This is a genomic window from Nocardia jinanensis (assembly GCF_014645735.1).
GTDB lineage: Bacteria > Actinomycetota > Actinomycetes > Mycobacteriales > Mycobacteriaceae > Nocardia > Nocardia jinanensis.
Window position 1 is genome coordinate 62739 of record NZ_BMMH01000006.1, and the last position, 20555, is coordinate 83293.

Genomic DNA, 20555 nt, shown 5'->3' on the forward strand with positions numbered 1-20555 from the left:
CTGCGAAAGGAACACCACGTGGCTACATTCTCGACCTTTCATGAAACACGGAGTCGTCTGGAGAAATTGATCGCCGCCACCGAGACGCCCCGGTGGCGGCGGGGCCTGGAGGGCTTCCTCCAGCACTGGTGGGCCGAAGTCATCGGTGACCTCGACGCCGCGATGACAGTCTTCCCAGCGGAAGTGGTGTTCCGTACCTACGGTTCGATGGGCACCTCGTCCGAGTCCACAGTCGAGCAGCGGCGGGAGGTATATCAGGCCATCCTGGACGCCGGCATGTGCGCCGGCGGATCCTGGGACAACGAACAATTCCTCTTCGGCGACTCGGGCATTCTGATGGAAGCCACCTGGTCCTTCGTGCACTACGGCGCGCTGATTCCGGACCATCCGGAGCCACTGGACCCTGCCGGGCTGTACTTCGTTCAACGCCCGCTCTGCCTGCTGCTGCCGTTGACCGAGGACGGCCACTTGAAGGGCGAGATTCTCTACACCGCCCATCCGAGCCTGGTCGAGCCGCTCGATCCCGCTCGCAAGGACGATCTGCTGGGGGTTGTGTAGCAATGTCGACCGCAAGCCTGCCGCGCGGCGGCATCTCGACCACCCTCCCCGATGGCACCGCCGTGTCCGACCTCATCCATCGCGATAGTCGTGAGGTCGCGATGCGGGTGCTGGTGGATCCGGACGTGTACCGATTGGAGTTGCAGCGACTGTTCGGCAGTACCTGGAACGTGGTCGGACATGTGACCGAGATTCCGAACACAGGGGATTTCGTCACCAGATACATCGGCGAGGACCCGGTCATCGTGGTGCGCGACCGCGCCGGGGACATCCAGGTACTGCTGAACGTCTGCCAGCACCGAGGGATGCCGGTGTGCCGGTCCGAAGCGGGCACCGCGACTCAATTCCGGTGTATCTACCACGGCTGGGTCTACGACGAGCGGGGCAAGTTCCTCGGATCGCCGGTCGCCAACCAGCAGATGCACGGCGATATCCTCTCGAAGAGCCAACTCGGTCTGCGTCGGGCACGGGTCGGCACGCGCGCCGGGCTGATCTTCGCCACCTTGGACCAGGACGTGCCGCCGCTGGACGAGCATCTCGGTGAAATGGCCTGGTATCTGGATCTTTTCTTCGACATCAGCGAGGAAGGGCTGGAGGTCGTCGGACCACCACAGCGGTTCACCATTCGGGGCAACTGGAAACTCGCCGCCGAACAGTTCGTGGGCGGCGACGGCTACCACGCGCTCTCGCTGCACCGTTCGCAGTTCGACCTCGGTCTGCTCGGTACCACCGAGGCCATCACCGCGTCCACTGCGCCGGGTATGGAGGGACTCGATGTCTCTTTCGTCGAGGGACATGCCGCGCGGTGCTCGTATCTGGTGGCGATGGACCAGAACATTCCCGTATTGGAGCGGCTCGCGATCATCCCACCGGCCGGAATAACACCGGAAATGGTTCCGGCACTGGGCCGGCGCCTCGACAGCGACCAATTGCGGGTCCTCGCCGAAGCCCGGCCGGTGGTCGGGGGGGGTCTTCCCGAACACCGCGCTGTTCCGCTTCCCGTTCTTGAGCGCGGAGGGCGAACTGTCCGGGGTGGTCGGGTTCCACACCTTCGTGCCCAAAGGTCCCGACGCGGTGGAATTCTGGCATTGGTCGCTGGTCGAACGTGGTGCGCCGCCGGAGTTCAAGGAGAAGATCCGGCGCACCACCGTGCAGACGGTGGGCACCAGTGGCCAGATCGAACAGGACGACGGTGAATGCTGGCCGGCCACGACCCGCGCCGCGCGCGGTATCTACGCCGCTGAACAGACCCTCAAATACCAGGCGCTCCGAGGTGAGAGCAAGCCGGCCGACTGGCCCGGAGGCGGCATAGTGTCGGAAGGTTTCACCAAGGACGACGGCCAGTGGTACTGGTGGCAGCGCTATTTCGACTATCTGACCGGGAAGGTGTGACTGTGATGACGACTGGGACAACACCTGATTCCCAGCTGGGCGTGGATCCGGACCAGCGAATCCGGGTAGGCGAGCCACCCCACGGCGAACTACACGAATTTCTCGACGACGAAGCGGTGCTGCTCGACAACGACCGGCTCACCGAGTGGCTGCACACCCTCGCCGAGGACCTGGTGTACCGGGCGCCGGTGCGGGTCACTCGGAATCGTGCGGAGGGCCTCGGTTTCGCCGCGGCCATGGCCCATTTCGACGACACCTACAACTCGATCGCTCGACGTATCAAACGCGCGACCGAATCACCCAACGCGTGGGCGGTCGACCCGCCGTCGCGGGTGCAGCGACACATATCGAACGTCCGTGTCTACCGCACTCCCGAGCCGGCCGAGTACCGCGTACTCAGTTACGTACTCGCTGTCCGCAGCCACGCCGACTTTGCCGACCTCGATATCGTCTCCGCGGAACGCGACGATCTGGTGCGCCGTACGGCACAGGGTTTACTTCTGGCGCGACGGGACATCTATCTGGTCCAGTCCACCCTGGGAGTCCCCAACCTCGCCTTCTTCCTCTGAGGAATGCACGGATGGTTCGGCCGGCGGGCCGAACCATCCGTCATGTCATTCGAACCCGTAACGATCGGCTACAGCGGCGGCCCGAGGGTCCTACCCCCCGTGCGATGCCGGGACATCGACCGCCGATATGCCGTGCAGACCGAGACCGGCCACCGCCTGAAAGGTCAGGCGGTGGCGTCGACAAAGAAAGGTGATCTATGCGCGCCGTGAGATTCCACGAATACGGAGATCCCGAGATCCTGACCGTCGATCAGACCGCCGAACCACACGCCGGACCCGGAGAAATCCGTATCCGGGCCATCGCCGCCGGTGTGAACCCGGTCGACTGGAAGATCCGCGCAGGCCTCGTTCGCGAGTTCATGCCGGTGGAGCTGCCGGGCATCATCGGGCAAGATGCGGCAGGCATCGTCGACGAGGTCGGCGATGGCGTCACCACCGCGGCCGTCGGGGACGAGGTCTTCGGTCTCGCCGCGACCGGCGGCACTGCCGAATTCGTCGTCCTCAGCGCCTGGGCGAGCAAGCCCGCCGGCTGGAGCTGGGAGCAGGCCGCCGGCGCCGGTGTGGTCGTCGAGACCGCGACCAGATCCCTCGATCTGCTCGGTGTGGCCGAGGATATGACAGTGCTCATCGACGGCGCGGCCGGGGGCGTCGGCACCGCCGCGATCCAGCTCGCCCTGGCGCGGGGAGCGCGGGTGATCGGCACAGCCGGGTCGGCGAATCATGAACTGCTGCGCTCCCCCGGGGCGATGCCGACCACCTATGGTGCCGGTCTCGCCGAACGGGTCGCTGCGCTCGCTCCCGAAGGCGTGGACGCCGCTCTCGATACAGTGGGCGCGGGTTCGGTCCCGGAGCTGATCACGCTGGTGCCTGCGCCGGCGCAGGTGGTGAGCATTGCCGACCCGTCCGCGACCGAACACGGCGCCCACATGACCAGTGGGGAAACGGTGGCAGCACACGGTCTGGCCGAAGCCGCCCGACTCGCCGCCGCGGGGCGCTTCACCATCCCGATCGATTCCGTCTTCGACCTGCAGGAAGCAGCCGATGCACACCATCGGAGCCAGACCGGGCACGCGCACGGCAAGGTCGTGATCCGAATCCAGAACCCCTGAAATGACCGCGCCGAGACGCTGGATCCACCGCTTCACGGTCTACTCGGTCCCTGGGCTCTTCCGGCTTCCGCATCCGCCGCGGGGCTGGTGTCGAGCACTTGCAGCGCCCACTGATCCTTACCACCCGCCTTGGCGCGATAGAGCTCACGGTCCGCGGCGTCGAGCAACTCTTCGGCCTGCACACCCGCCACCACCGTCACCACCGCGCCGATACTGGCCGATACCCGGAGCTGGTGCTCCCCGACCGAGATCGGGTCCGCCAGCGCAGTGACCAGGGTCCTGGCGACGGCGGCGACGCTGTCGTCGTCGGCCGACGAGGAGACCAGCACCACGAATTCGTCGCCCCCGATCCGGGCGATCGTGTAGTCCTCGGTAGCGAGACTGTCGCGCATACGAGCGGCGGCGATACACAGAACCCGGTCGCCGACACCGTGTCCGTACCGGTCGTTGATCTCCTTGAACCTGTCGAGATCGACGAAACACAGCCCGACTCGGCCGCTGCCATCGGGTCGTGCCGACAAGTTCTCGATCTGCTCCAGCAGATGCCGCCGGTTCGACAGGCCGGTGAGCTGATCGTGACGGGCCTGCCAGTGCAGTTTCTCCTGGAGTCGGTGTCGCTCTGTCACGTCCTCGCCGACAGCGAGCAGGTAGTCGGGTCGTCCGCGGGTCCCCTTCACATAGGTAATGGAAAACGCGACCCAGACGGCACTGCCGTCCGCGCGGACTATCCGACGCTCCATCCGCACCGTGCCCTCCCGGGCGGGAACCAGCTTGTCGAACAGCCGGATACGGATCTCGTCCACATCGTCCGGGTGCGCGAAGCGGTAGATCGAGAGCCCTCGCATCTCCTCGATCCGGACACCGACCATATCGGCCAGGCACTGGTTCACCTCGATGAGCGTCCCCTCCGTGTCGCCGATGGCGATCGCCACCGCGAGGTTGTCGAAAACTATGCGGAACCGATCTCCTCCCACCGCCGCGGTAGCCCGGAACTCCGCCGATTCGCCACGGCCGGGAGGCGACGGTCGCCCGGACCCGGCCCACCTCTGATGCCCCAGACCGACAGCCACGAGTAGAGCTGTGATGCGACGGCAGGCTACGGCCGGCACCGGTCCGGGCAGTCCACGCCCGGCCAACTCGTACAGCACCTCCGCCGACACGATGGGTACCCGCGGATCGACGAAGCCCAGGGCAGCCACCCGCTCCCCCACTCGCACACCGACGGCGGCATCGAAGGGATCAGCGGTGAGTCCCGCCGCGAGGACCTCGACCAAGTCCCCCAAGACCTCCCGCACCCGCGATGACGACAGCGCCACTTCGCCGGTCGAGCTCAGCGCCTGCCACCACCGCGATACCACATCCGAACGCAGAAGCTCCTCCATTGCAACCTCTGAACTAATTCCCCTGTATCTGCATTGTCCCAGCTTATCGGGGAGAAATAACGGAAGGATCGGTATGGGCCTCCGATGGCCGACCCAGGCCGGCTGCGCATATTATCGCCGAGGCAGTCCCGGTGGGCGTGGCGTTATCGAGAGGTCGCCGGCGGTGGAGGCGGCAGCGTTCATGACACCGACCGGATCCACGGTGTGCGGACGCCTGGTCAGATCGGTTCGAACTTCGAAATCAGCCAGGTCCCGTCGGCCCTGACCAACTCGACACGGACCGTGCTGGCCAGCTTCGCCGGCTGCGGATTCTCCGCGGTTGTGGTGGTCTGGTTGACAAAAACGATGACTGTCGCAGTATTCGCCGCTGCGGACACGACCGCGGCCCCGGCAACCTCGGCCCGGGTGTGGACCTGTTTCTCCTTGGCAGCCGGAATCACCACATTCGTGGTGTACTCGGTGTAGTAGCCGAGGAAGTCGCCGGTCAGCTTCGCCGAGGCCGAGGAGAGATCGTTCTCCACCGTGCCCGGCCGGTAGCTCAGCAACGCCACCGTCGCATCGGAAGCCAGCCGGGCCGCGTCGGCGTGGATCTGCTCGGTGGCCTTGTCATTGCGGTAGTCCACCAGGTACTGGGTCACGGCGAGCCCGGCGAGGGCCGCGATGACGATCAGCAATCCGGCCACCGCGCGCCGGGGAGCCGCCGGGGAGCCGGGGGCGGATCCACGCAGAACTCTCGCGGCCGGGGTGCCGACGGGTCGGCCCCCACCACCACCCTTGCCGGCCGTACGACCGATCGCGCTGTGCCGATACACCATGTTCCACACCGCGGCGATGATGACGACGGCAGCCGTAGCGACCGGAACGTACAGCCATCGCGAGCCATCGAGCGTCACCACGATGAGCGCCGAGATCACGACGATGCACGCCGGGAGCCCGGCATCGATGAGGTAGTCGAGGGCTCGCCGACGCCGGCTCGACCAGGCACCGCCCGCGGCCGGCTCGGCCGACACCGCACCTTCCGGGTGCTCATTTTCCGGATCCCGATTCGTATCTCCGGCAGCGCTGGAGGTCGGCCTCTCCTCGTCGTCGAGCCGGATGCTTGTCACGCTCTTGTCGATATCGGTGGTCACGATGCGATGTACTCCATTTTGGCGATCTTGAACCGGTCCCCCTCCGGCGCTACGGTGACGCGCACCCGGAACGTACGCGGCTCTTCTTTGGCTCCGCCCGCATTCGAAACCTTCGAATGCGCGGCCACCAGTACCTGGGCGCTCCCGTCGTCGTTGACGCGCTCGAGGCCCGCCTCGGTGACCTCACCCGTGGTGACGACCTGCGCCTTCCGCACCACATCCCGGAACGGACCCGATTGCGGAGTGAACTCGTCACGCCATGCCCCGGTCGCGTCATCGAGGATCCGCGCCACGTCGTCCTCGGCGGTGTTGTGATTCACCGTCAGTACGTTGACGACCCCCTGTCGAGCCGCTTGGAGGTAGCCGAGCCGCTCCTCCGAGTCCGCAACGGCGTCTCGGTGGCCGACTGCGAGGTATCCGTTCACCCCGATGAGGCCGACAATGGCCACGACAACGGCGGCGGCGATGCCGAGGAGTAGATTCCGTTCACGTCGAGGAGGATTCGCGGCGGGTACGGCTTCGTCGGCGTCGGCGTCGGCGTCCGGAGGTTCGTCTGTGTCCCGGCTGTCCGGCGTTTCCGACCTGTCCGGCGAATCCGATTTCGCCGCCTCGGCCTCGGCTTCCGCTGCCGCGGCGACGGCTTCGGCTGCCTCCGCCTTGGCGATGGCGGCCTCCGCGGCCGCGCGGGCGGCCCGCACACGCGCACGCGCCGCGGCCGAGGGGCCCGGCACCGGAGCTACGCGGCCGGGTTCAACATGGTCTGCCATGACGGCTCCTCGGTGACGTGGTGCGGGTTGCGGGCGAGATCTTGTTGGGTATACGCCTGCCCGTCCGGGCCCACATACGCGCCGGTCTCCGGGTCGTAGGACGCGGTTCCCACTGATGGTGTGGCGGCGGCCGGTGCCGCTGCCCCCGGTGCGGGCGGCGCATTTCCCGCCGACGGCCGATACTCGGGGTTGTCGATGTAGGACTGCGATTCCCCGATCCACGGGTTGGTGCCGAGAGGCTGGTATTCCTCGTCGCTCTTGCACATCTCGACCGTGGGGGCGCGTTTTCCGGGTCGGTCCATACAGGGGTAGTTACGCGCCCCGCGCACCGCGTTCTGATCGGTCTGTGGCAGAGCGCAATACAGTGGGCGCGCTGGTCGCGTCGGGGCGTCCTGTGCCGACCCGTTGCGCCGCTCGGCGGCGGGCAGGAAGCCCACCGTGCACGGCTCGGGCGCGTTCAGGTTGAGGTTGAACGCCAGAATTCCGGAGTCGGTTCCCCCGGTGTTGGGGAAGTTGACCGTATCCACCGCGCTCATCCCCGCCGGCAGAATGACCAGAAGCTGCTCCAGCCCGGCGTTGTAGGTCGCCGCGACCTGCCCGAGGCCCACCAGGTTCGCGAGCAGGATCGGCGTGGTCGGCCGCAGACTCTGGAACAGCGCGTTCGCCTCGTCGGCGGCGTCGGCGCCACTGATCAGCAGATCGCGCACCTGCTGGTCGCTCGCCGCGAGTTGCCCTGTCAAGGTGTCGACGCTGGAGGCCCATGCGCGGATCGCCTCGTTGCTGATCGCCCCGGCATGCAGCACCGGACCGGCGTCCTCGATCAACGTCGTGATCGGCGAGATATTGTCCAGGACACCGGACGTGAGCGCATGCGACGAATCCAGCAGGCGTTGCAGCGAGGGCCCCGTACCGTGGAACGCGTTGTAGCCCTCGTGGATCACAGTCCGCAGATTCGCCCGCGGTATCGCGTCGAGACCGCGATCGACGGTATCGATCAGGGTTCCGATCTCCTGCGGAACCGACGTACGGTCGACGGGTATGACGTCTCCGTCCCGGAGGAACGGCTCGCCATCGGCCCGTGGTATCAGATCGATGTACTGCTCGCCGATCGCGGAGCGGCTGTGCACATTCGCGTCGAGGTTCTTCGGCACCTTCTCGTCGCTGAACATGCTCAACGTCGCTTCCGCGCCGGCGGGCGTGGCCGCCACATCGACCACTTTGCCCACCGTCGCGCCGCGGTAGCTGACGTTCGCTGTCGCGTAGAGGCCGCCGTTGGTGGCGAGTTCGACCTTGACGGTGTACCGGCCGATACCGAGCTGCGCGGGGATCTGCATGTACTCGATGCCCATGATGGTCACCGAGATGACGGTCAGGATCGAGAAGACGGCCAGCTGGATCCGGACGAATTTCGACAGCACCATCAGCGGCCTCCCGTCACCGGGCCGGTCAACGGGTTCGGCGTACCGAGCCCCGGTTGTCTGCCCACGGTTCGGCCGAGCGCGGTCTCGAGCGCGGTCAGCCGGCCCTCCAGCGGCGTTCCCTGCAACATGGAATTGTCGATGCGACCCAGTGTGAGGTCGAGGGTGGCGCTCAGATTCGCGTAGTCGCCCCGAACCCATCTGGGCAGTGTCTCTTCCGGCCACGGGAAGGTCGCATAGGCGCCCACTGCTCGGGTGAGGTCACCTCCGGCATCGGCGAGGCCCTGTAGTGCCGGTCGCAGGTTGCGCAGATTGGCGATCAGGTCGTCGCGGCTCTGAGTGACGACACTGTTGCCGACGGCGGCGAATCGGCCGACCGCGTCGATGGCGGCGACGAGGTTGTCCCGTTTCTGGTTGAGTACCTCGACGGCCGGCGGAATCGTCTCCAACGCGCCCGCGAGTACATCGCTTTGCCGGTTCACGGTGGCGGCGAGGCGATCGAGGCCCGCCATCGCGGCGATGATGTCGTCGCGCTGTCGATCGAGCCCATCGGTGAAGGTCTCCAGTTGTCCGAGCAAGCTGCGGACATCGGATTCCCGGCCGGACAAGGCGGCGTTGAGTTCGGTGTTGATCTGCTGGAGGTGACCGAGCCCGCTTCCGTTCAGCATGACCGATACGACAGCCAGGGTCTCTTCGGTGGTCGGATACTGGCTCGCTCGGTCCAGCGGTATCACGTCGCCGTCGCGCAGCCGATCTGTCTGCGGGGTGCCGATGGGCCCGGCGAGCTCGATGTGCTGACTCCCGAGCAGACTGGTTTGCCCGATGGTCGCGGTCGCATTCGCCGGCAGCACGACATCGCCGTTGAGGGCAACGGTCACCAGGGCGTGCCAGTCTCGGCGCTCGATCCCGGTGATGGTTCCGACGTTCACATCCGCCACCCGAACCCGCGAGTTCTCTTGAATGGCAGTGACATTGGGCATCTCGATGCGGACGGTGTAGGCGCCGGGTCCCTGGCCCTCGGTGCCGGGCAGCGGTAGCGAATTGAGACCGGTCCACTGTCCGCACCCGCTGAGCAGTACCGCCGACAGGCCACATATGGCGACGCCCGTGAGCGCCGCGGTAGCACGCCCGAATTTCGCTGTCATGACCCCGCCCTCGGCATCAGTCCGGCCAACCCGCTGCCCGCGGGAACGGGCGTCCCGGGGGTCGGCGCGGCGGACTGGGGGTCGAGGAATGGTTCGCTGTAGTCCACTTGATCCTCCCGCGCTTGGACGCCGGTGACAGGGTTCACCCCGACCGGCGGATAGTTGAACTGGATACTGTTCAGGACCGGCGCGAGGTACTGCACGCAGAGTTTCGCCGATTCGGCCGCTCCCAATTGGCTGGCTGCCTGGATCGCCCCGCAGATGAACTGGACGGGATTCTGCATCTGGCTGACCGCGAGCACGCCGGTGAGCGCGCCCTGTGCCGGTTGGTAGATGTTGTAGAAGTTCCCGAACGCGGTCGGCGCCACATGGAGCAACTGCTCGAGCACCGGCCGGCTCTCGTTGAGAGACGTAGTGACGGTGGTCAATCCGTCGACCGTATGCTTCAGTCGATCCCGATTCGCGGCAACGAATCGCTGCAGATCGGCAGCGACGGCGTCCACATCGGTGAGCGCGGCGGACAGTTCGTTGTCGGAGTTGGTCAAGACCTGACCGACCGAGGCCAGCCGGCCGTTGAACTGCACGATCTGTTGTTCGCTCGAGGCCAGTGCGCTGACGAAGGCCTGCAGATCGCGGAGCACGCTGAACAGATCGGCACGACCGTCGGAAATAGTCGTCATCGCCTCGGACAGTTTCGTCAAGGTCGTATTGATCCGATCGCCCTTGCCGTTCAGCGCGTTCGCCGCGGAATCGACGAACGAGCCCAGGGGGCCGGAAGGATCGTCCCGGGTCGGCTCCAACGACTCGGCCAGACGCTGGAGCTCCCCGCGGAAATCGTCCCATTCGACCGGAACCGCGGTACGTGTGATGTCGATCCGGTCGCCGTCGGACATTACGGGGCCGCCCGTGTAGGCGGGCGTGAACTGCACGGCTCTGGACGACACCAGACTCGGTGACAGGATCACGGCCTTGGCGTCCCGGGGAATCTCGACCGACGCGTCGTAGTGCAGGGACACCCGCACCTGATCACCGAGTGGTTCGATGCTGTCGATCGCCCCGATCGGCATACCGAGCAGCAACACGTCGTCACCCTCGTAGAGCCCGTTGGTGTTGGCGAAATAGGCCGTGACCGTGGTGTGGGCAACGGAGGAGTAGACGCGCCGGCCGAGAACGCCGAGGACCGACACCACAACGACGAGCAGGACCGCCGCCGGCACAACAAAACGGGTCTTCGGGAGTTTCACTGTTCAGCCTCCCATTCCTGGGATCGGGAGCCCTGGGATCCGGAGGTCAGGGATCGGGAGGCCAGGGATCGGCAAGCCGGGGGGCGGGGGCTCATGCGGTACCGGCCCGTTCGGTCCCGGGGCGGTACCGGTCGGCGGAATCGTGCCGCGCGGGCTGTCGTCTCCGCCGTCGATTGGGTGGCTGGGCACGCCGAGAACGCCGGGATCGACTCCCGCCTGCGCGAATGCGGCGTCTATGAAGGGCTGGAGGTACTGCCCCGGCAGCAAGTTGCTCACGTACGCCTTGAAGAACGGGCCCGAGGCCACCGATTCACCCAGCGACAGTGCGTACTGGCTCAACGGCAGCAGGGTCCGCTGGATATCGTCCTTGTGGGCGGACAACAGGTCGACGACTGCGTTCAACTTGTCCAGCGCCGGTGCCAATTGCGCCTCGTTCTCCGCCACGAGCAGACGTAATTGCTGTGCCGCCGCGCGCAGATTCGTCAGCAGGACATCGATGGCCTGCCGCCGCTCGTCGAGAGCGGTGAACAGAGTGCTGCCGTCCAGGATCAGCTGGTTGATCTGCGTGCTGCGCGCGGACAGCACGCCGGTCACCCCCGCGGCGTTGGACAGTAGATCTTTCAGCAATCCGTCGCGACTGCTGATCGAGGTCGACAACCGACTCACACCGTCGAGCGCCGCGCCGAGGCTGGGCTCGGCTTCGTCCAGGGTGTCACCGAGCACGTGCAACGCACCGGTGAGATCCTCGGTTTTCAGGCCGCTGATGGTCGTCGTGAGCTCACCGAGCGTATCGGTGAGCAGGTAAGGGGCGGTGGTGTGTTCGAGGCCGATGACGGCGTCGGGCTTCAGCACCGTGTCACCGCGGGGCCGCAGTTCGAGGGTTTTGCTGCCGAGCACCGTTCGCGTCTTGATCGCGGCCTCTGATTCGGCGCCCACCAGGACGCCCTCCGCGGAGAAACGGACAAGAACCTTGTTCTCGTCGAGCTCCATACCGGTCACCTTGCCGACTGTCACACCGGCCACCTCCACCGGCGCACCCACCTCCAGTCCACCGGCTTCGGCGAAGTGCGCACGATATTCACGGTGCGCACCCAGCAAAGGGAGTCTGTCGTAGTTCTGGGCGCTGAGAACTGCGGCGATGGTGAGCACCAAACCGACGATTCCGACCCGGAATGTGTCCGATACGTCGATCGGCTTCAGCGAATTCATGGTGCGGTGCACCTCCCGGCTCGTTGGCCGATGACGTCGATATAGGTGGGATCTCCGTTCGGACCGTTGACCTTCAAGGTGAGGTCGCACAGGTAGAAGTTGAAGAAATCGCCGTAGAGTCCGAGCCGGCTCAGGCGCTGGTAATCGTGCGGAAGGCGCGACAGGAGCCCGTCCATATAGTCCCGATCGTTGTCGATATTGGTGCTCACCCTTCCCAACTGCTGAACGTCTGCGCTGATATCGGGCCGGGTCACGTCGAGCAGCGAGGCAACCGTGGCCGAGGTGGCGCCGAGGTGGGCAAGCGAATCGGCGACGGGGTCGGCCTGTGCGGTGATTCCGCGTACCAGCTGCTGGAGATTGTCGACCATGGAATCGAACTGCTCGTCCCGGTCGTCGATAGTCGCCAACAGTCCGTTGAGGTTCGTGATCACGGCACCGATGAGCTGATCGCGGTCGGCCAGCGCGCCGGTGAGCTGCGCGGTCCGGCTCAAGACATTGGCCACTGTGCCGCCCTCGCCTTGCAGTACGGAGATGAGTTCCGCCGACAACTGGTTGACTTGATCGGGGTCGAGCGCTTTGAACAACGGCCGGAAGCCACCGATCAACGCGTCGAGATCCAAGGCGGGAGAGGTGTGGTCGAGGCCGATAGCGGCACCGGCCGGCAGCGGCGCCGAAGCACCGGGGCCCTCCAGCAATTCCAGATAGCGGTCCCCGACCAGATTCTCATACCGCACGACGGCACGGGTCCCCCCGCTGACGACGACGTCCTTGTCCAACGAGAAGGACACCCGCGCCAATGTGTTCTCGAGGACCCCGACGCTCTCGACCCGGCCCACCTCGATACCGGCGATCCGGACGAACTGGCCGGAGCGCAGTCCGGACACGTTGACGAAATCGGCCGAGTATTCCGCGCGGTCCTGGAAACGGAGCTTCCCGAAAACCGCGACGAGGCCGAACAGGACCATCAACATCACGAGGGCGAATACGGAGAACTTGACGATGGTGGCGGAGATTCTCATGGCCGGCCGGGACCTCCGATGGCGTTACCGAAGAGGAATTCGATCGCACTCGGGGAGCCGAGTCGCGGGGTGTAGGTGCCCGGCCCGTTGAGCGGGGCACCGGTATTCATCCGCAGGTACGGGGTGGGGTAGTTGTCCCAGGTGACCGGCGGATAGCAACCCGGCGCGCCGTGCGGCCCGCCCTTCGCCGCCACCACGGGCAGATTCTGCGGGTTCGTGTAGGGGTCGTCTCCGAACAGGAGACCGGCGTCGAGACTGATCGCGTGGTCGTTGATCTGCCGCGCCGAACGTACGGCCGTGGTCGCGCCGAGATGCGCCAGGCATGCGAACGACGGACTGTATTCGGCGAGAAGTTCCGTGGTCGGCACCAGCAGCCGCATCGAATCGACGATCCCGGCGCCGGTTTCGTCGAGGAACGCGCTCCCCGAATCACCGAGCCCGATGGCCGAGACCAGGAGACGCTCGAGGTTGTCCTGTTCATCGACCACCGACGCCGACGTCACGGTCGCATTCCGCAGGATCGACACGAGGTCTTCGCCGGCATCGCCGAAAGTATGCGCCACAGTGGCGGTATCGCGAAGGTCGGAGTGCAGCTGAGGGAGTCGCGGATTCAGCGCGGCCAGTGCGGTATCGGCGTCCGACAGTGTCTCGCCCAAGGCTTCACCGCGGCCCTGAAGACCCTCGGCGATGGCGCTCAGGGTGGCATTGAGTTGGTCCGGATCGATCTTCTCCAGGATCGAGGAGATGTTCTGGAAGACGGTGTTGACTTCCGTGGTCACGGTGCGGGCCCGTACCGATGCGCCCGGGGCCAAAGGTGTTGTCGCCGCGAGCCCGTCGGCGCCCAGCTCCACATACTTGGCCCCGAATACGGTCGAAGGCTTGATCTCCGCTTCGACGTTTCCGGGTATCCCGGCGAGTTCGGCCGGATCGATGGCGAGTTCGATACTCGCACCGTCGGGGGTATTGGCCACGCGCGCCACCCGGCCGACTTCTACACCGTGCACCTTCACTTTGGAACCGATATCGAGCACGAGGCCCGATCTCAGCGATACCACGGTAATCGGGATGCTCGTATCGAAGCCACCGCGAAATGAGGACAGACACACGGTGATGATCGCGGTGAGAGCGACTATCAACAGAATCCCGGCGGTCTTGTACCGCGGGGGACGGTAGCGCGACGTCTTGTCCTTCGATCCGATCGAGAAAGGACTCATACTCCTCAGCCCGCCAGGTTGAAATCGCCGGAGGTGCCGTATATCGCGAGAGATACGAGCAGGGTCACCATCACTACCGATACCAGCGAGGCGCGAACCGCTCGCCCGACCGCCTCACCGACCCCGGCGGGCCCGCCCGCCGCGTGGTAGCCGTAGTAGCAGTGGATCAGCATTACCGTCAGCGCCATCACGATCGCCTGCAGGAACGACCACCGCAGGTCCGAGGGACGCAAGAACGTGCTGAAGTAATGGTTGTAGACGCCCGAGGATTGACCGGCGATGAGTGTCGTATAGAACTGGGCCGACAGAAACGACATCAGGACCGCCATCGAATACAGCGGGATGATCGCGATCAGCCCGCCGATGACCCGAGTGGATACCAGGTAGGAAACAGATCGAACGGCCATGACTTCCAGGGCGTCGATTTCCTCGCTGATCCGCATCGCTCCCAGCTGTGCGGTGGCTCCGGCGCCGATGGTGGCGGCCAGCGCGATACCGGCCGTGGTCGGAACCACCACGCGGACATTGATGAACGCGGCGAAGAACCCGGTCAAGGCCTCGACGCCGATATCGCCCAGCGAGGCGAAGCCCTGAATTGCCAGCAGCGCGCCCGCCGACAAGGTCATGAAGGCTACGATCACCACAGTTCCGCCGATGACGGCGAGGGCACCGGAGCCCATCCCCATCTCGGCGACGAGGCGAATCGTCTCCTTTCGGTAGCCGGTCAGTGCGTGGCCGATATCGCGGAAGCTGCGGAAGTAGAACAGGCCCTGGTGCCCGGCCCGCTCCAGTGCCCTGGCCGGCGCCCCGATCAGCCGCACAGCGCTGGGATATCTGCTGCGAATTACCGATAAGTCTTCCATCTCTATCCCAACGTCGCTTTTACGCCGACAGCGGTCACCACGACATTCACCGCGAACAGGGCCATGAACGCGTAGACGACCGTTTCGTTCACGGCATCGCCGACACTTTTCGGGCCACCCTTGACGCTCAATCCCATATGACTTGCGACCAATGCCGCTATGAGACCGAACAATCCGGCCTTGACCTCCGAAATCACCACTTCCGGCAGGCCCGTCACCAAGGTCAGGCCGGATACGTAGGCCCCCGGCGTCACGTTCTGGGCGTAGACCGAGAATACGAATCCGCCCACCAGGCCGATCGTCACCACAAGTCCGTTGAGCAGCAGCGCTACCACTGTCGAGGCGAAGACACGCGGAACAACCAGGCGCTGAATCGGATCGATACCGAGAACTCGGATCGCGTCGATCTCCTCCCGCACGGTCCGTGCACCGAGGTCGGCGCAGATCGCGGTGGCGCCGGCACCGGCCACGATCAATACGGTGACCAACGGGCCGACCTGGGTCACCGCGCCGAGCCCGGCGCCGGCGCCCGACAGATCCGCCGCGCCGAATTCGACGAGCAGGATATTCAACGTGAAGATGACCAGAACAGTGAAGGGCATCGCCACCAGCAGGGTCGGCAAGAGTGCCACTCGAACCAGAAACCAGCCCTGATCGAAGAACTCACGCCACTGGAACGGGCGTTTGAAAGTCGCTCGGCCCGTGGCGGCGCACATCTGGAAGAACCCACCGACCGCACGGACCGGAACGCCGATGAGATGTTGCACTCCCGGACCTCCTCCGCACTGGCGCAATAATTAACCAGTGCGACAGTATGTGATTCCCACTACATTCACAACCCTCGATCCGAACCTCGGCGATCGGGCCAGAGCACCGCACACGCACGGTGAATGTGGCGCCTGCCTGCCAGATACCGGATCCCCGCCCAGGTTGTCTCGCGCAGCATCTCAGCAACACGATTGGCGTCGCAGCCCGGAAAACGGACGACCGACTCGACCTCGACTGCCGGGCAGGGACGCCGCTCAGGCTCTACGATTGGCCGCTGACCTGCTGATTCACACTAATTATTATTTAGTGAGTTAGTTTTTTGCCGTAGCATCGGATCGCCCGGCCCTTCACCATCGTTCGATAGCGTTCGCGACCGGAACCGGACGACGTGCGCCGGCCTGAAAGGTCTCGATCACGGCTGCTCCGAGCCGCGGGGCCGAGGTGGCGTGTCACGGGTCCGGGGTTGTGGAGCTTGTCGCGCCGGGCCGGTTTCCGGGCGCCCCGCCCGGCTGGGATCGGGTGAGGCGGACCATCGCGCGGTACAGCGCGCGGGGTTCCGGCGGCGAGGGTAGCGGAGCGAGTTCGGCTCCGGGGGTGGCAAATGCGCGCAACGCCTGGCCGACCAGTCGCTGCCAGGCGTCCGGAGCCGCGTCACCGGTCGCGGCGATGACGCCGGCGTTCGCCATGAGCAGCACGACCAGGTCCTGACTGACGAAGTCAGCGCGCAGGTGGCCGCTTCCCTGGGCGCGGTCGATGAGCTGCAGGAAGCCGTTGAAGGCTTGTGCGCGGCGGGCTTCCAGGGATTCGGCGGTGGGGAAGGTCATGGTCAGCACGTCCGCGAACCCGCGGTCGGCGGCCTGCATCGCACACACCGCCTGGATGTAGCCGGCGAACCCATGCCACGGGTCGGGATCGGCCAGTGCGGTGCCGGTGGCCGCGACATAGGCGTCCATACGATCGGCAAAGACCGCTGCGATCAGTTCCTCGCGGGTGGAGAACCGCCGCGACAGCGTGGCCTTACCCACCCCGGCTTCGCGAGCGACGGCCGCCATCGACACCCCCAGGCCTTCCCGGGCGAACAGCCGACGCGCGGCGGTCATGATGCGTTCGCGGTTGCGTTCGGCATCGACACGTAGTTCCGGTTCGCGCTGCTCGGGAAAGCCGGTGGCCGGCGTCGTCGGGAATGGCACAGCCACCACCCTACATAAGTGGAACACCGTACCCACTTATCTTGCTACACTCTCCGAGCGCACCGGGAGGCCCGTTCCACCCCGCAGATCGGGACCGGCAGGCGACAACCCACCGGGGCGTCGCGCTTCGCGCTCGATGATCGAAGGAGCTGTACGGTGAACGTTGCCCTGTGGATCGTGGCCGGGGTCCTGGCCGTCCTGTTCGGGATGGCCGGGGTGATGAAGGCCACCCAGCCCAAAGAAAAACTCGCCGAGAAGCTGCCGTGGGTCGCAGATGTCTCCGTCGGCACGCTGCGCCTGATCGGCGTCTCCGAGCTGCTCGGCGCGCTCGGGCTGATCCTGCCCGCGGTTACCGGGATCGCCCCGATTCTGACGCCGATCGCGGCAGCGGGGCTGGCCCTCATCATGGCCCTGGCCGTGGTCACCCACGCCCGCCGCAAGGAGCCGTCGGCGATCGTGTTCAACGTCGTGCTGTTCGCCGCCGCGGTATTCGTGGCCTGGGGACGCTTCGGCCCCTATAGCTTCTGACTCCCAGCTTCCCGCCGGGTCACCGCGCTGTGGACCAGCCGCTGACCCTCTACCCGAAAGCAGCGGGTCAGCGTGCCGCAGGCGCGCTGACCCGTCACCTGCCTCATCGTTGGATCGAGACTAGGGTTGACCCGGCCGGAGCTGGACGAACAACCCTTCCGCCTCCGCGCACAGGACATCGCCGTGCCGGATCTCGGCGCGCAGGACACGTTTACGGCCCTCTTCGCTGACGAACCGACCGCGAACCTGCAGTTCGACTCCGACCGGCGTGATGGACCGATAGTCGGTGTGCAGGTAGGCGGTGCGGCAGGGCGCCCGACCACCCGCCTGGGCCAATCGGCCCAGCACTTCGTCGAACAGCAGCGGGATCGCACCACCGTGCACGGCACCGCCCCCACCGAGGTAGTAGCGACCGAAAGTCACCGTGCCGTACACGCTGTCCCGGTCTCCCCCTTCCACGACAAAGGCCGGAGACATGGTCTGCCCCCGGCCGGGCAGATCGAGGCGCCGGGCGAAAATGGCACGGCGCTCCTCGACCGCCATCGGCGTCAGCTTCCCCGACCACGCGGCGAGGTCGGCGGCGAGGCCGGCGCTCGTCGCGGGGTCCGGCGCCGCCGCGGCCAGTACGTCGAGGAAATGCCGCAGTTCCGCGATCATGTCGCCGTATTCGGCGCCACCACCCGGGTTCGGTAATCCTGGTTCGCCCCACGTACGGGTCGGCGGGAAGCCTCCGCCCGACAGGGGAACATCGTCCGGCGCCTCGGCCGTCACGCGCTGATACTTCCGGTGTGGATCCGGGCCTGACGCAACCCCTCTTCCTGAGTGGGCGCCGTGGTCTCCCATTCACCACAGGTGCAGAACGCCCGGTAGTGGTCGTCCACGGGGATCACTGCCTGGCCGTCGTGGTAGCCGCCGGTGCCGGCCGCCGCCATGAAGAATTCCAGCGGCTTCTCGTTCAGGCCGCTCTCCTCGTCCGACACTGCCGGATCCTCCTTCGTCGTGGTCATCGCGTTCCCGGTCACTGCGCGTCGGCCGGGACCGGCGGGACGTGCGGGAACAGCTCGTAGAAGGTGCCCTGGGTGATGCGCAGGCGAGTCTCGTCGGAGATGCCGTCGAACAGTCCCTTGAGGGTGTCCTGGGTATGCCCGAAGGTGCCTTCCATATGCGGGTAGTCGCTACCGAACATCACATTCTTGTAGCCCATGTGATCGTAGGCGGCCACCGCGGTCTCGTCGTGCTGGAACGATGCGTAGATCTGGCTGAACAGGATCTCCTTGGGGTCACGGGAGAGCTTGGGCCGGACCGCCATGTGATGCTGGCGGTAACCCTCGATCATGCGGTCACCCAGGAACGGCACCCAGGTCGCGCCGCCCTCGGAGATCAGGACCCGCAGATTCGGATGCCGGTCCAGCGCACCCGAGGCAACCATCTTCATCGCCGCCCGCTGACCGGAGAACGTGGTCTCGGTGTAGTTCATCACCGCACCGCCGGGACCGCGGTACACCTGCCCCGCCCCGCCCGAGGCCATATCCACGGGATCGGTGCCGATATGGAAGGCCAGGACGATCCCGGCCTCCTCGGCGACCGTCCAGAACGGTTCCCAGCTACTGCGATGCCAGTCGTCGGCACTCGGATGCGGGGTGGTCGGCAGGAAGACGGCCTTGAAGCCCTGCTCCGCGGCCCAGGTCAATTCCTCCACCGCGTCGTTCACATCGAGGGTCGAGACCTGGGCGGTCACGACGTAACGGTCCGACACCGCCGTGATCTCCTCCAGTGCCCACTCGTTGCTCGCCCGCATGCACGCCTTCAGCAGCTCGGGAGTCCGGAAGGTCGAGGCCCACATGCCGAGCGACGGAAAGATGACCTCGCCCCAGACGCCCTCTTTGTCCAGGTCGGCCAGCCGGGCGCGGGCGTCGCGCACACCCTTGGGCTTGTGGCTCTCCTCGACGAACTGCACCGCCGCCGAGGAAGGCAGCTTGCGGCGGAACGACTGCCCGTCGACGTGCACCGTCTCCCACTCACCATCGGGCTCTTTCTCCGCGCGCGGAGTGAGATCGGCCAGCCGCTTCGGCAGTCGCTGCTGCCAGAGGTCGTCCGGCTCCAGAAAATGCGAGTCGCCGGAGTTGGTCCAGATCTTGCTCATCATCTCTCCCAGGGGGCTCGAGGACGCTCCCGATCTCTCACGGGTAGCCGAGACCCAGCATGGCACTTCCGAGCCGCGCAGTCCAGACAAATCTAATGATTAGTTCTTAGGTTTTTCCTTCTCGATGCGCAGACCGGGCAGAATCGACGATTTATGTAATACTCTCCGATTAGAAGCTCCGATATCGCGGGAACGAGTGGTTCGATGACTGGGATGGCAGAGACAGCCGAGCACAACGGGCGACGCAAGCACTCGACGGGCGAGTCGACCCGCATCGCCCTGATGGAAGCCGCCGAGCAACTGTTCGCGGCACGCGGTGTCGACGCCGTCACGCTCCGCGAGATACAGCTGGCCGCCGGCCAATCGAATTCTTCGGTGATCGGCTACCACTTCGGCTCTCGGGAAGGGCTGGTCCGCGCGCTGATCACCTACCGCCTCGCCGGACTCGACGCCGGTCGCCAGGCCCTGCTCGACCGGATCCGCGACGAGGGCACCGCCGCCGATCCGCGCGCGGTCGTCTGGCTCATGGTCCGACCGCTGGCCGACAGCATCCGGGCCGGGGAAATGTTCGTCCCGTTCCTCGCACGGCTGAGCGAAGATCCCGAGGCCCGCACCTCGTACTGGCCGGACCACCTGGAGGATTTCTGGAGTAGTGAGCGCATGGAGCAACTCGTCGAGGCCGCGCTTCAGGATCTGCCCGACCGTATCCGCCGCGGCCGGACGTTCCAGCTCTACAACAGCGTGCTGAACCTGCTCGGCGCGAGCGCCCGCACCCATCACATCAGCGAGGCCCAGCTACACAACTATGTCGACGGCTGGGTCGGCATGCTCACCGCACCGGTGTCCTACGAGACCCGCGCCCAGCTGACCGACTGACCGGCCGCCCGCACCACGTACCGAATTCCCA

The 20555-nt window shown here is 65.9% G+C and carries 21 protein-coding genes and 1 pseudogene; 7 read left to right on the forward strand and 15 right to left on the reverse strand.

Annotated features, from left to right (window positions below):
* Positions 1 to 18 precede the first annotated feature (18 nt).
* The 5 genes and pseudogenes from IEY68_RS15785 to IEY68_RS15800 all read left to right on the forward strand — a co-directional run bounded on the left by IEY68_RS15785 (position 19) and on the right by IEY68_RS15800 (position 3628).
* Entirely contained in the window at positions 19 to 558 is a 540-nt protein-coding gene (locus IEY68_RS15785; protein ID WP_189094326.1) for a hypothetical protein, read from the forward strand.
* Positions 559 to 659: 101 nt separating this feature from the next.
* Positions 660 to 959: pseudogene (locus IEY68_RS37100) on the forward strand (aromatic ring-hydroxylating oxygenase subunit alpha); the annotation flags it as partial.
* 586 nt (positions 960 to 1545) lie between these two features.
* Entirely contained in the window at positions 1546 to 1950 is a 405-nt protein-coding gene (locus IEY68_RS36245; protein ID WP_373292982.1) for an SRPBCC family protein, read from the forward strand.
* A 5-nt stretch (positions 1951 to 1955) separates the two neighbouring features.
* Positions 1956 to 2519 (forward strand): 3-phenylpropionate/cinnamic acid dioxygenase subunit beta, encoded by a 564-nt coding sequence (locus tag IEY68_RS15795; protein ID WP_063916379.1) that lies wholly within the window; start codon positions 1956 to 1958, stop codon positions 2517 to 2519.
* Between the two features lie 197 nt (positions 2520 to 2716).
* Positions 2717 to 3628: an NADP-dependent oxidoreductase gene (locus IEY68_RS15800; protein ID WP_062999364.1), complete on the forward strand. Its 912-nt coding sequence runs from the start codon at positions 2717 to 2719 to the stop codon at positions 3626 to 3628.
* Positions 3629 to 3660: 32 nt separating this feature from the next.
* Here IEY68_RS15800 and IEY68_RS15805 read toward each other — a convergent pair whose 3' ends face one another.
* The 12 genes from IEY68_RS15805 to IEY68_RS15860 form a co-directional block, all read right to left on the reverse strand.
* A complete protein-coding gene (locus tag IEY68_RS15805) occupies positions 3661 to 5010 on the reverse strand; it encodes a sensor domain-containing diguanylate cyclase (RefSeq protein WP_063916374.1) in 1350 nt (449 codons plus the stop codon).
* Between the two features lie 218 nt (positions 5011 to 5228).
* A complete protein-coding gene (locus tag IEY68_RS36250; RefSeq protein WP_229718817.1) occupies positions 5229 to 6140 on the reverse strand; it encodes a hypothetical protein in 912 nt (303 codons plus the stop codon).
* Positions 6137 to 6907, reverse strand: coding sequence for an Rv1363c family protein (locus tag IEY68_RS15815; protein ID WP_189094327.1), 771 nt, complete (start codon positions 6905 to 6907; stop codon positions 6137 to 6139). Before IEY68_RS15815 ends, IEY68_RS36250 begins: the two co-directional genes overlap by 4 nt.
* Positions 6877 to 8328: an MCE family protein gene (locus tag IEY68_RS15820; protein WP_062999367.1), complete on the reverse strand. Its 1452-nt coding sequence runs from the start codon at positions 8326 to 8328 to the stop codon at positions 6877 to 6879. The genes IEY68_RS15815 and IEY68_RS15820 overlap by 31 nt, the downstream gene beginning before the upstream one ends.
* Complete coding sequence (locus IEY68_RS15825) at positions 8328 to 9470, reverse strand: MCE family protein (RefSeq protein ID WP_189094328.1); 1143 nt, start codon at positions 9468 to 9470, stop codon at positions 8328 to 8330. The genes IEY68_RS15820 and IEY68_RS15825 overlap by 1 nt, the downstream gene beginning before the upstream one ends.
* Complete coding sequence (locus IEY68_RS15830; protein WP_062999369.1) at positions 9467 to 10714, reverse strand: MCE family protein; 1248 nt, start codon at positions 10712 to 10714, stop codon at positions 9467 to 9469. Before IEY68_RS15830 ends, IEY68_RS15825 begins: the two co-directional genes overlap by 4 nt.
* 3 nt (positions 10715 to 10717) lie before the next feature.
* Complete coding sequence (locus IEY68_RS15835; RefSeq protein ID WP_062999547.1) at positions 10718 to 11923, reverse strand: MCE family protein; 1206 nt, start codon at positions 11921 to 11923, stop codon at positions 10718 to 10720.
* Positions 11920 to 12942, reverse strand: coding sequence for an MCE family protein (locus tag IEY68_RS15840; protein WP_062999372.1), 1023 nt, complete (start codon positions 12940 to 12942; stop codon positions 11920 to 11922). Before IEY68_RS15840 ends, IEY68_RS15835 begins: the two co-directional genes overlap by 4 nt.
* A complete protein-coding gene (locus IEY68_RS15845) occupies positions 12939 to 14156 on the reverse strand; it encodes an MCE family protein (RefSeq protein ID WP_062999374.1) in 1218 nt (405 codons plus the stop codon). The genes IEY68_RS15840 and IEY68_RS15845 overlap by 4 nt, the downstream gene beginning before the upstream one ends.
* Positions 14157 to 14161: 5 nt before the next feature.
* On the reverse strand, positions 14162 to 15019 hold the full coding sequence (locus IEY68_RS15850; protein WP_062999376.1) for an ABC transporter permease: 858 nt from the start codon (positions 15017 to 15019) through the stop codon (positions 14162 to 14164).
* Between the two features lie 2 nt (positions 15020 to 15021).
* A complete protein-coding gene (locus IEY68_RS15855; RefSeq protein ID WP_062999549.1) occupies positions 15022 to 15735 on the reverse strand; it encodes an MlaE family ABC transporter permease in 714 nt (237 codons plus the stop codon).
* 501 nt (positions 15736 to 16236) lie between these two features.
* The gene (locus IEY68_RS15860; protein ID WP_062999551.1) at positions 16237 to 16977 is read right to left on the reverse strand and encodes a TetR/AcrR family transcriptional regulator; all 741 of its coding nucleotides are present in this window, start codon (positions 16975 to 16977) and stop codon (positions 16237 to 16239) included.
* A gap of 156 nt (positions 16978 to 17133) precedes the next feature.
* Here IEY68_RS15860 and IEY68_RS15865 point away from each other — a divergent pair, with 156 nt between their 5' ends.
* Positions 17134 to 17505, forward strand: a complete 372-nt coding sequence (locus IEY68_RS15865; protein WP_062999378.1) for a DoxX family protein — start codon at positions 17134 to 17136, stop codon at positions 17503 to 17505.
* 120 nt (positions 17506 to 17625) lie between these two features.
* Here IEY68_RS15865 and IEY68_RS15870 read toward each other — a convergent pair whose 3' ends face one another.
* The 3 genes from IEY68_RS15870 to IEY68_RS15880 are packed head-to-tail and all read right to left on the reverse strand — an operon-like array spanning position 17626 to position 19648.
* Positions 17626 to 18276: a hotdog domain-containing protein gene (locus IEY68_RS15870; protein ID WP_229718818.1), complete on the reverse strand. Its 651-nt coding sequence runs from the start codon at positions 18274 to 18276 to the stop codon at positions 17626 to 17628.
* Positions 18273 to 18512 (reverse strand): hypothetical protein, encoded by a 240-nt coding sequence (locus IEY68_RS15875; protein ID WP_062999555.1) that lies wholly within the window; start codon positions 18510 to 18512, stop codon positions 18273 to 18275. Before IEY68_RS15875 ends, IEY68_RS15870 begins: the two co-directional genes overlap by 4 nt.
* Positions 18513 to 18523: 11 nt before the next feature.
* Positions 18524 to 19648, reverse strand: a complete 1125-nt coding sequence (locus tag IEY68_RS15880) for an amidohydrolase family protein (protein WP_062999557.1) — start codon at positions 19646 to 19648, stop codon at positions 18524 to 18526.
* 204 nt (positions 19649 to 19852) lie between these two features.
* On the opposite strand from IEY68_RS15880, the gene IEY68_RS15885 reads away from it, so the two are divergent.
* A complete protein-coding gene (locus IEY68_RS15885; protein WP_062999380.1) occupies positions 19853 to 20524 on the forward strand; it encodes a TetR/AcrR family transcriptional regulator in 672 nt (223 codons plus the stop codon).
* Positions 20525 to 20555: the final 31 nt, after the last annotated feature.

Coding starts and splice junctions, on each gene's coding strand:
- IEY68_RS15795 (WP_063916379.1), top strand. CDS start 1,956: ATGACGACTGGGACAACACCTGATTCCCAGCTGGGCGTGGATCCGGAC.
- IEY68_RS15800 (WP_062999364.1), top strand. CDS start 2,717: ATGCGCGCCGTGAGATTCCACGAATACGGAGATCCCGAGATCCTGACC.
- IEY68_RS15805 (WP_063916374.1), bottom strand. CDS start 5,010: ATGGAGGAGCTTCTGCGTTCGGATGTGGTATCGCGGTGGTGGCAGGCG.
- IEY68_RS15815 (WP_189094327.1), bottom strand. CDS start 6,907: ATGGCAGACCATGTTGAACCCGGCCGCGTAGCTCCGGTGCCGGGCCCC.
- IEY68_RS15820 (WP_062999367.1), bottom strand. CDS start 8,328: ATGGTGCTGTCGAAATTCGTCCGGATCCAGCTGGCCGTCTTCTCGATC.
- IEY68_RS15825 (WP_189094328.1), bottom strand. CDS start 9,470: ATGACAGCGAAATTCGGGCGTGCTACCGCGGCGCTCACGGGCGTCGCC.
- IEY68_RS15835 (WP_062999547.1), bottom strand. CDS start 11,923: ATGAATTCGCTGAAGCCGATCGACGTATCGGACACATTCCGGGTCGGA.
- IEY68_RS15840 (WP_062999372.1), bottom strand. CDS start 12,942: ATGAGAATCTCCGCCACCATCGTCAAGTTCTCCGTATTCGCCCTCGTG.
- IEY68_RS15845 (WP_062999374.1), bottom strand. CDS start 14,156: ATGAGTCCTTTCTCGATCGGATCGAAGGACAAGACGTCGCGCTACCGT.
- IEY68_RS15850 (WP_062999376.1), bottom strand. CDS start 15,019: ATGGAAGACTTATCGGTAATTCGCAGCAGATATCCCAGCGCTGTGCGG.
- IEY68_RS15855 (WP_062999549.1), bottom strand. CDS start 15,735: ATGTGCGCCGCCACGGGCCGAGCGACTTTCAAACGCCCGTTCCAGTGG.
- IEY68_RS15875 (WP_062999555.1), bottom strand. CDS start 18,512: ATGACCACGACGAAGGAGGATCCGGCAGTGTCGGACGAGGAGAGCGGC.
- IEY68_RS15880 (WP_062999557.1), bottom strand. CDS start 19,648: ATGAGCAAGATCTGGACCAACTCCGGCGACTCGCATTTTCTGGAGCCG.
- IEY68_RS15885 (WP_062999380.1), top strand. CDS start 19,853: ATGACTGGGATGGCAGAGACAGCCGAGCACAACGGGCGACGCAAGCAC.